This is a genomic window from Methylobacterium sp. A52T (assembly GCF_053346095.1).
Genome location: NZ_JBKFBI010000200.1, coordinates 1 through 8009, shown reverse-complemented (window position 1 = coordinate 8009; position 8009 = coordinate 1). Strand labels below are relative to the sequence as shown.

The following is an 8009-nucleotide window of genomic DNA, read 5'->3' as shown; positions in this document are numbered from 1 at the left end:
AGGCGGAGGTCGGGATGCCCTTGACCGGCACGGAGCGCCCGCCGCGCCGGGCCGAGCCCGCCACGATCGCCTCGGCGAAGCCGCACCACGTGGTGTCGCCCCGGTTCACGCAGTGGAACGTGCCGGTCGGCGCCTCCGGATCCGCGGCCATGGCCTGCGCGATCGTCGCGAGGGCCGCGGCGAGGTCGGCGGCCGAGGTCGGGCAGCCGTGCTGGTCGTTCACCACGGTCAGCGCGTCGCGCTCCGCCGCGAGCCGCAGCATCGTCTTGACGAAGTTGCCTCGGTGCGGGCTCACCACCCAGGCGGTCCGCACGATGGCGTGGCGCGGGTTGCCGGTGCGCACCGCCAACTCGCCGGCGGCCTTGCTGGCACCGTAGACGCTCTGCGGGTCGATCGGCGCGTCGGGCGCGTAGGCCCCGTCGGGCTTGGTCCCGGCGAAGACGTAGTCGGTCGAGACGTGCACCAGCGGGATTCGCTTGGCGGCGGTCGCGGCCGCCAGGATCGCCGGGGCCAGCGCGTTGAGGCGCCACGCCGCGACGACGTCGGACTCGGCCTTGTCGACCGCCGTGTAGGCGGCGGTGTTGATCACCGCCCGGTAGGCGCGGGCGGCGAGCGCCGCCGCGACGGCGTCCGCGTCGGTGATGTCGAGATCCGCGCGGCCCGGCGCGTGGACGGTGACGCCGTCCGGCCAAGTCAGGGCCTGCAACTCGGTGCCGACCTGGCCGGCGCCGCCGAGGACGAGGACGTCCATCAGCCGTTGAGCCCCAGGCGCTCGCCCTTGTAGCGGCCCTCGCGGATCGGGCGCCACCAGCCCTCGTTGCCGAGGTACCACGCCACGGTCTCCTCCAGCGCCTGCTCGAAGGTCTTCTGCGGGCGCCAGCCGAGCTCGGTCTCGGCCTTGGTGCAGTCGATCGCGTAGCGCCGGTCATGGCCCGGGCGGTCGGCCACGAAGCTGATCAGCTGCTCGTGCGGCGCGCCCTGCGGGCGCAGCCGGTCGAAGGCCGCGCACAGCGCCTTGACCACCGCGAGGTTGTTGCGCACCGCGCGGCCGCCGAGCAGGTAGGTCTCGCCGATCCGGCCGCGCTCCAGCACGGCCACGAGGCCCTTGGCGTGGTCCTCCACGTGGATCCAGTCGCGCTCGTTGAGGCCGTCGCCGTAGACGGGCAGCTTCTTCCCCTCGAGGGCGTTGAGGATCATCAGCGGGATCAGCTTCTCGGGGAAGTGACGCGGCCCGTAATTGTTCGAGCAGTTGGTCACCAAGACCGGCAGGCCGTAGGTCTCGTGCCACGCGCGGGCGAGGTGGTCGGAGGCCGCCTTCGAGGCCGAGTAGGGCGAGCGCGGATCGTAGCGGCTCTCCTCCGTGAAGAACGCGTCCGGCGGCAGCGAGCCGTAGACCTCGTCGGTGGACACGTGGAGGAAGCGGAAGGTCTTCTTCTCGGCCTCCGGCAGCGTCTCGTAATGCCCGCGGGCGCCGTCAAGCATGGTCTGCGTGCCGATCACGTTGGTGCGCACGAAAGCGCCCGGATCGGTGATCGAGCGGTCGACGTGGCTCTCGGCGGCCAGGTGCATGACCGCCTCGGGCTTGAAGTCCGCGTAGGCCTTCTGCACGGCGGCGCGGTCGCAGATATCGGCCTCGACCAGGCGATGGCGCGGGTTGTCGGCGAGCGGCGCCAGCGAGACCGGGTTGGCCGCGTAGGTCATCGCGTCGAGGGTGCAGACGTCATGGCCGAGATCGTTGACGAGGTGCAGCACCAGCGCCGAGCCGATGAAGCCGCAGCCTCCGGTCACCAGGATGCGCATGGCGGATTACCTCTTCGGATCGATCGAGAACTGAGAAAGCCGGGGCAGCCTAAGACCGGCCGTCGTGACAAAATTGCGGCCGGGCCGCGCTCTTCAGAAGACGCGGCCGAGATCGGCGAGCTTGGGCGCCCGGCGATCCTTGTCGGACAGGATCGCCGCCTCGCCGGAGACCGGCCACGGGATCCCGATCGCCGGATCGTTCCAGAACAGCGCGCGATCGTGCTCGGGGCTGTAGTAGTCGTCGACCTTGTAGGCGACCATGACGTCGGGGGTCAGGGTGCAGAAGCCGTGCGCGAAGCCGTGCGGGATGTAGAGCTGCTCGCCGTTCTCGGCGTCGAGCGTGACGGCGACGTACTTCCCGTAGGTCGGCGAGTCGCTGCGGATGTCGACCGCGACGTCGAGGATCGCGCCCTGCAGCACGCGGATCAGCTTGGCCTGCGCGCGCGGGGCGATCTGGAAGTGCAGGCCGCGGACAGTCCCCTGCGGGGCCGAGAAGGACTGGTTGTCCTGCACGAACGGCGTGGTGATGCCGGCCCGCGCCAGGGTGTCGGCCCGGAAGGTCTCCGAGAACCAGCCCCGCGCGTCGCCGAAGCGCTTCAGGACGATGCGCTTCACGTCCGGGATCTCGGTCTCGATGACGTCCATGCCAGCGCCCTTCTTGCGGATCCCGTCGCGAGGCCCAGCGGACGTCTCCGCGTCGGTCGTTCCGGATCGCGTGCCCGCCTCGCCGACCACAACCTCGGTGATGCACCGCGACTTCCGGTCATTCGCCGTCCGTGTCAAGGCGTGCGGGCTGCGGTGGCGTGCACGAGGGGAGCCGATGACGGGCGGAGCCGGACCCGCGGTGGACGGCCTGCTCCGTGCCCAGCTGGCCGATCCGGCCTGCACGTGGAGCCCCGGCGGCTACGGACCCCCCGCCGTTTTCGCGCGGGAACCCGACGAGCCGGCATGGGCCCTCGCGGACGACGCGATCGGGCTCCGCACGGCCCGCGGCGCGCTCGCGGTCCGGGCGCATCCGGATCTCAGGCCGTTCGCCTACGAGACCGGCTTCGCCGATGGCTGGAGCCAGGCGGTCGCGCTCTGCCTTCCCGAGGCCGCCTGCGCGATGGGCCGGCGCGCCGTCCTGACCGAACTGGGTCCCGACGGGGCGGCAATCCGGCCGGAGGACCGCGCCGCGCGCCTGTTCGATCTCGGCCTCGGTCTGCGCGCCGCGGATGCCTGCATCCGGACCGCCGACCCCGCGCGGATCGCCCGCTTGCGGGCGCTGGCGGGCCGACCGCTCCTCGCCGCCGGCGCCGCGGCGATGCCGTCCGCTGTCATCTCGGGCCTGGACCAGATCGTCATCACCCGCATCGGTCGCGTCGAGGTCTTCGCGCCGGAGGCCGATCGGGCGGCCGCGGGGCCCGGTCCGCGGTGCCACGCGCTGCCGCAACTCCTGCGGCTCGCACGCACCCACGCGGCCACCGCGCCGATCCCGCCGGGTTGGATACCCTGCGGGACGCTGCATCCGGCCCATCCCGCGCGGGACGGGGCCGGGCGACCGGTCCCGTTCGATGCCGGGCGCCACGCCGCGTTCGGACGCGTCCTCGACCGATGGGGCGATCCCGCGTTGGCGGCCCTGCGCCGCGCTGTGCTGGACGGCCAGGATCCCGATCCGCCGCGCGCGGGCGGACGGTACGCGCGCTCGGCGATCCGCGCGGCGCGCGCGCAGCGGAGGGCTGTCGTCAGGTAGTGCCGTCCCCGATCGCGCCCTGACGGTTCGGAGAGAGGGCGATCCCGGTCGAGACGACCGCGCCGTACCCCCTCTCCCGTGCGGGAGAGGGTCGGGGTGAGGGACGAGAAGCTTCAGGATCAGGCGCGCGCTCGGGTTGCCGACAGGCCGCGACTCGTCCGGATGGCCCTGATCCCTCACCCTGTCCCTCTCCCGCACGGGAGAGGGGACCGGCGCCTCGTGCGGCACCGGCTTAGCGATCACTTCGTCCGAACCCGATCCCGGGACCGAATCCGGGCCTCTCAGGGAATGCCGATCATCTTGTGGGTCTGCAGCGAGAGCCGCCAGCGGGCGTCCCGCCGGCAATAGGCGATCGCCGCCTCGGTGCTGGCGACCCGGTCGGGGCCGTCCATGGGCTGGAGGAAGCGGTGCTGGAAGGCGAGATCCACGAAGGCCGCGGGATCGGCGTCCGCCTGCGGGTAGACGAGTTTTAGCTCGTGGCCGAAGACCTGCGCGAGGGCGTTGCGCCCCTTGGGGCTGACGCAGATCCAGTCGATCCCCGGGGGCGCCGGCAGCGTGCCGTTGGTCTCGATGGCGATCTCGAACCCGGCCGCGTGGACGGCCTCGATCAGCGGCGTGTCGAGCTGGAGCAGCGGCTCGCCCCCGGTGAAGACAACGTAGCGGTTCGCGGCGCCGCCCGCCCAGGTGGCGGCGATCGCGTCGGCGAGGGAGGCCGCGTCCCCGAAGCGCCCGCCGCCCTCCCCGTCCATCCCGACGAAGTCGGTGTCGCAGAACCGGCAGGCCGCGGCGGCGCGATCGGCCTCGCGCCCGGACCAGAGGTTGCATCCGGCGAAGCGGCAGAACACGGCGGCACGGCCCGCCTGCGCGCCCTCGCCCTGGAGCGTGTGGAAGATCTCCTTGACCGCGTAAGCCACAACCGTCCCAGTCACCCGTCCCAGTCAACGTCGCGCGCGATCCGGCCCGCGCGCCCGGTCTGCACATAAGCCGTGCCGCCCTCGCGGGCCACCGACAACCGCGCCGTGCAGACCCGCGATGTGATCTCGCCTTGCTCTTGCCACGGTAGGCTCGTTCATGCCGACATGCAGTCCGGCGACCGCCTTCGGCCGACCGGGCTGCGCCGCTCTCCGGCTGGCCGGCCGGAAATCCGACGCCCCACGGCGTCGATCCAGGCGATCCTCTGACGAGTCGGGCTCGAATGTCCTCTTCTCTCTACCGACGCCTCACCGTCGGGCTTGCGGCGCTGACGGGTCTGCTCGGGGCGGGCCTGGTCGGGATCGGCGCCGCGAACGCCGTGACGGTGCCGATCCTCGTGGCCGACGTGGATTCCGGCAAGGTCATCTACGCGCAGGCGCCGACCGACCCCTGGTACCCGGCCTCGATCACGAAGCTGATGACGACCTACGTCGCCCTGGACCTCGTCCGGCAGGGCAAGGTCTCGCTCGACTCGATGATCACCATCTCGGCCGCCGCCGCCGCGGAGCCGCCCTCGAAGATGGGCTTCAAGCCGGGGACGCAGCTCACCCTCGACAACGCCCTGAAGATCATCATGGTCAAATCGGCGAACGACGTCGCCTACGCGATCGGCGAGTCGCTCGGGGGATCCGTCGAGAACTTCGCCGCGCTGATGAACGAGACCGGGCAGCGGATCGGCATGCACGACAGCCGCTGGTTCAACCCGAACGGCCTGCCCGACCCGCGCCAGTGGACCTCCGCCCGCGACATGGCGGTCCTCGCCCGGGCGCTGATCCGCGACTTCCCGGATTCCCACGACCTGTTCTCGATCTCGGCGATCCAGTTCGGCCGCGCCGTGATGGCGAACCACAACGGCCTGCTCGGGCGCTACCCCGGCACGGACGGGATGAAGACGGGCTTCATCTGCTCGGGCGGCTTCAACGTCGTGGCGACCGCCACGCGCAACGGCCGGCGGATCGTCACCATCGTGATGGGGCAGCCGACCCCGCGCGAGCGCGACGTGAAGACCGCCGACCTGTTCGACTACGCCTTCGGCCAGAGCGCCGGCTGGACCAGCCCGACCCTCGACGCGCTGCCGGCCTCCGCGATCCCGGCGCCGCCGGACATGCGTCCCTTCGTGTGCGGCGGCAAGAAGCCCCCGGCCATCGAGGACGGTCCCGGCGCGCTGAGCGCCCCCGGTTCGGCCGCGCAGCTGATCGGCGGCTCGGCGGCGAATTCGCCGGCCCTGGCGCTCGCCGCGTTCTCCAACCCGGCCCTGCGGGCGCGGTCCCTGCCGCCGCGGGCGCCGCTCCAGCCGATCGCCGTCTGGGTCGGTCGCAACCCGGCCGAGGGCCAGCAGATCCTCGAGGCGCAGGAGGCCGAGCAGAAGGCCGCCGCCGCCAACACCCGCGCCGCCAAGCTCGAGGCCGCCAAGGTCAAGCGCGCGGCGGCCCTGGAGGCGGCCAAGCAGGCGCGCGCGGCGCGCCTGGAGCGGGCCGAGGCCGCGAAGGCGGCCGCCAAATCCGCTCCCAAGGTCGCCGCGAAGCCGGGCCACGGCGTGCCGCGGAACGCCAGCGCTTACACGTCGGACGTCACGCCCGGGATGCCGGAGGCCAAGCCCGGGAAAGGCCTGACCAAGCCGGCGCCGAAGGCGGCCGCCCACAAGGCGGCGCCCGCCAAGGCCGACACGGCGTCCCACAAAGCGGCGGCCAAGGCCCCGGCCAGGAAGCCGGCCGCCAAGAAGGCCGCGGCCGACGAGTAGGCCCGCTCCGGTGCTCGGCGCACCGCCGCGTTGCCGCGGACGTCGACACACCCCACTTCGCCGCCTATGTCAGAGTCTCCCATCCCCGCTCCGGACCCGCGCCGCCCGGAGCCGATCCCGCTGACCGTGCTCACCGGGTTCCTCGGAGCCGGGAAGACCACCCTGCTGAACCGGCTGCTGCGCGATCCCGCGCTCGCCGACACGGTGGTGATCGTCAACGAGTTCGGCGAGATCGGCCTGGACCACCTGCTGATCGAGACCGTCGACGAGGACATGATCCTGCTCGGCGCCGGCTGCCTGTGCTGCACGGTGCGGGGCGACCTGATCGCGACCCTCGAGGACCTTCTGCGCAAGCGCGACAACGGCCGGATCCGGCCGTTCCGTCGGGTCGTGATCGAGACGACGGGCCTCGCCGATCCGGCGCCGATCCTGCACGCGCTGATCTACCATCCCTACCTCGTGCTGCGGTACCGCCTCCAGGCGGTGGTGACGGTGGTGGACGCGGCTGCCGGCGCCGCGACCCTCGACGCCCATCCGGAGGCCCTGCGGCAGGCCGCGGTCGCCGACCGGATCGTGCTGACCAAGGCCGACCTCGCGGGCGACCTCTCGGGGATCCGCGCGCGCCTCGCGGCGCTCAACCCGGCCGCCCCGATCGTCGCGCCGGACGCCCCCGTGGAGACGCTCCTCGGCGGCCTGTTCGGCCTCGACGGCAAGACGGCCGACGTGCGCGCGTGGCTCGGCGACGCGGCCCTGGAGCAGGCGCATCACCACCACGCCGACGTGAACCGCCACGACGCGTCGATCCGGGCGATCTGCCTGACCAGCGCGGCGCCCGTGCCGCGCCCCGCTTTCGAGATGTTCATGGATCTCCTGCGCTCCGGCCACGGGCCGAAGCTGCTGCGGCTCAAGGGCCTCGTCGCCCTCGCCGACGACCCCGAGCGTCCCCTCGTCGTCCACGGCGTCCAGCACGTGTTCCACGCGCCGGTCACCCTGCCGGCATGGCCGGACCCCGACCACACCTCGCGCCTCGTCCTGATCCTGCGCGACCTCGATCCGGCCTTCGTGCGCCAGCTCTGGGACGCCTTCCTCGGCCGCCCCCGGGTCGACGCGCCGGATGCCGCCGCCCTCACCGACAATCCCCTGGCGATCCCCGGCCCCTGACGCCGGCGGTCGGCACCGTCCTTGAAGCTCTCGACGCGAAGGGCGCCCCGGAGGCGCCGGACCGTCCCGGATCGGGACGGATCGTCGAGAGGCAGGACACGCGGATGGCGCGACGCTTCACCGTGATACAGGGCGGGCTCACCGAGCAGCCGGACCGCGCGGCGGATCCGGAAGCCGGAGCCGGTGCCGAGGACGGTGCCGAGACCGGGACTTGGCGGGTCGATCTGCGGCGACCCGGTGCCGTCGACGCGGCCTCCGTCGCCGCGTGGCGGGCCATGCTCGTGCGCAACGCGGTGGCCGACCCGCTGCGCGACCCGGACCACCTCCTCCCGCTCGCCCAGCACCGCCCGGCCGGCCGTCCCGTGGCCGTCGCCCTCGCCTGGAGCCGGGACGCGCGAGACGGCCACGAGACCCTGCGCGGCGTGGTCCCGCTGGCGATGCCGCATCCGGTCTGGGGCAGCCGCGCCCGGCCCTGGCAGCCCGCGGAGCCGGACGCGGCCGCCCTCGTGGAGCGCGCGGCCGCGGAGGCCGTCGACCGGGCGCTGCGGGAGCGGCTCGGGGCGCTGCGCCGCCCGCTCCGTCTCGTCGGCCAGTCCGCGCCCG

The 8009-nt window shown here is 73.2% G+C and carries 7 protein-coding genes and 1 pseudogene; 4 read left to right on the top strand and 4 right to left on the bottom strand.

The window, feature by feature from the left end:
* From rfbD to rfbC, 3 genes are all read right to left on the bottom strand, one after another.
* The coding region (gene rfbD / locus ACLBYE_RS28410) for a dTDP-4-dehydrorhamnose reductase (protein ID WP_447696721.1) at nt 1-751 on the bottom strand (751 nt) is incomplete at its 3' end.
* Entirely contained in the window at nt 751-1800 is a 1050-nt protein-coding gene (gene rfbB, locus ACLBYE_RS28405; RefSeq protein WP_020094105.1) for a dTDP-glucose 4,6-dehydratase, read from the bottom strand. The genes rfbD and rfbB, both read right to left, overlap by 1 nt.
* A gap of 93 nt (nt 1801-1893) precedes the next feature.
* Nucleotides 1894-2445 (bottom strand): dTDP-4-dehydrorhamnose 3,5-epimerase, encoded by a 552-nt coding sequence (gene rfbC, locus ACLBYE_RS28400; protein ID WP_020094104.1) that lies wholly within the window; start codon nt 2443-2445, stop codon nt 1894-1896.
* 175 nt (nt 2446-2620) lie between these two features.
* On the opposite strand from rfbC, the gene ACLBYE_RS28395 reads away from it, so the two are divergent.
* On the top strand, nt 2621-3532 hold the full coding sequence (locus tag ACLBYE_RS28395) for a DUF6925 family protein (RefSeq protein ID WP_447696720.1): 912 nt from the start codon (nt 2621-2623) through the stop codon (nt 3530-3532).
* A 281-nt stretch (nt 3533-3813) separates the two neighbouring features.
* Here the strand turns inward: ACLBYE_RS28395 and queE are convergent, their stop codons facing one another.
* A complete protein-coding gene (queE, locus tag ACLBYE_RS28390) occupies nt 3814-4446 on the bottom strand; it encodes a 7-carboxy-7-deazaguanine synthase (protein ID WP_447696719.1) in 633 nt (210 codons plus the stop codon).
* Between the two features lie 281 nt (nt 4447-4727).
* On the opposite strand from queE, the gene ACLBYE_RS28385 reads away from it, so the two are divergent.
* The 3 genes and pseudogenes from ACLBYE_RS28385 to ACLBYE_RS28375 all read left to right on the top strand — a co-directional run.
* Nucleotides 4728-6245 (top strand): serine hydrolase, encoded by a 1518-nt coding sequence (locus ACLBYE_RS28385; protein WP_447696718.1) that lies wholly within the window; start codon nt 4728-4730, stop codon nt 6243-6245.
* Between the two features lie 66 nt (nt 6246-6311).
* Nucleotides 6312-7406 (top strand): CobW family GTP-binding protein, encoded by a 1095-nt coding sequence (locus ACLBYE_RS28380; RefSeq protein ID WP_447696717.1) that lies wholly within the window; start codon nt 6312-6314, stop codon nt 7404-7406.
* A gap of 104 nt (nt 7407-7510) precedes the next feature.
* Nucleotides 7511-8009 (top strand): annotated as a pseudogene (locus tag ACLBYE_RS28375) (hypothetical protein); the annotation flags it as partial.

Excerpts from the sequence above, each read along its gene's own strand:
- rfbB (WP_020094105.1), bottom strand. The coding sequence starts at position 1,800 with ATGCGCATCCTGGTGACCGGAGGCTGCGGCTTCATCGGCTCGGCGCTG.
- ACLBYE_RS28380 (WP_447696717.1), top strand. The coding sequence starts at position 6,312 with ATGTCAGAGTCTCCCATCCCCGCTCCGGACCCGCGCCGCCCGGAGCCG.
- ACLBYE_RS28385 (WP_447696718.1), top strand. The coding sequence starts at position 4,728 with ATGTCCTCTTCTCTCTACCGACGCCTCACCGTCGGGCTTGCGGCGCTG.
- rfbC (WP_020094104.1), bottom strand. The coding sequence starts at position 2,445 with ATGGACGTCATCGAGACCGAGATCCCGGACGTGAAGCGCATCGTCCTG.
- ACLBYE_RS28395 (WP_447696720.1), top strand. The coding sequence starts at position 2,621 with ATGACGGGCGGAGCCGGACCCGCGGTGGACGGCCTGCTCCGTGCCCAG.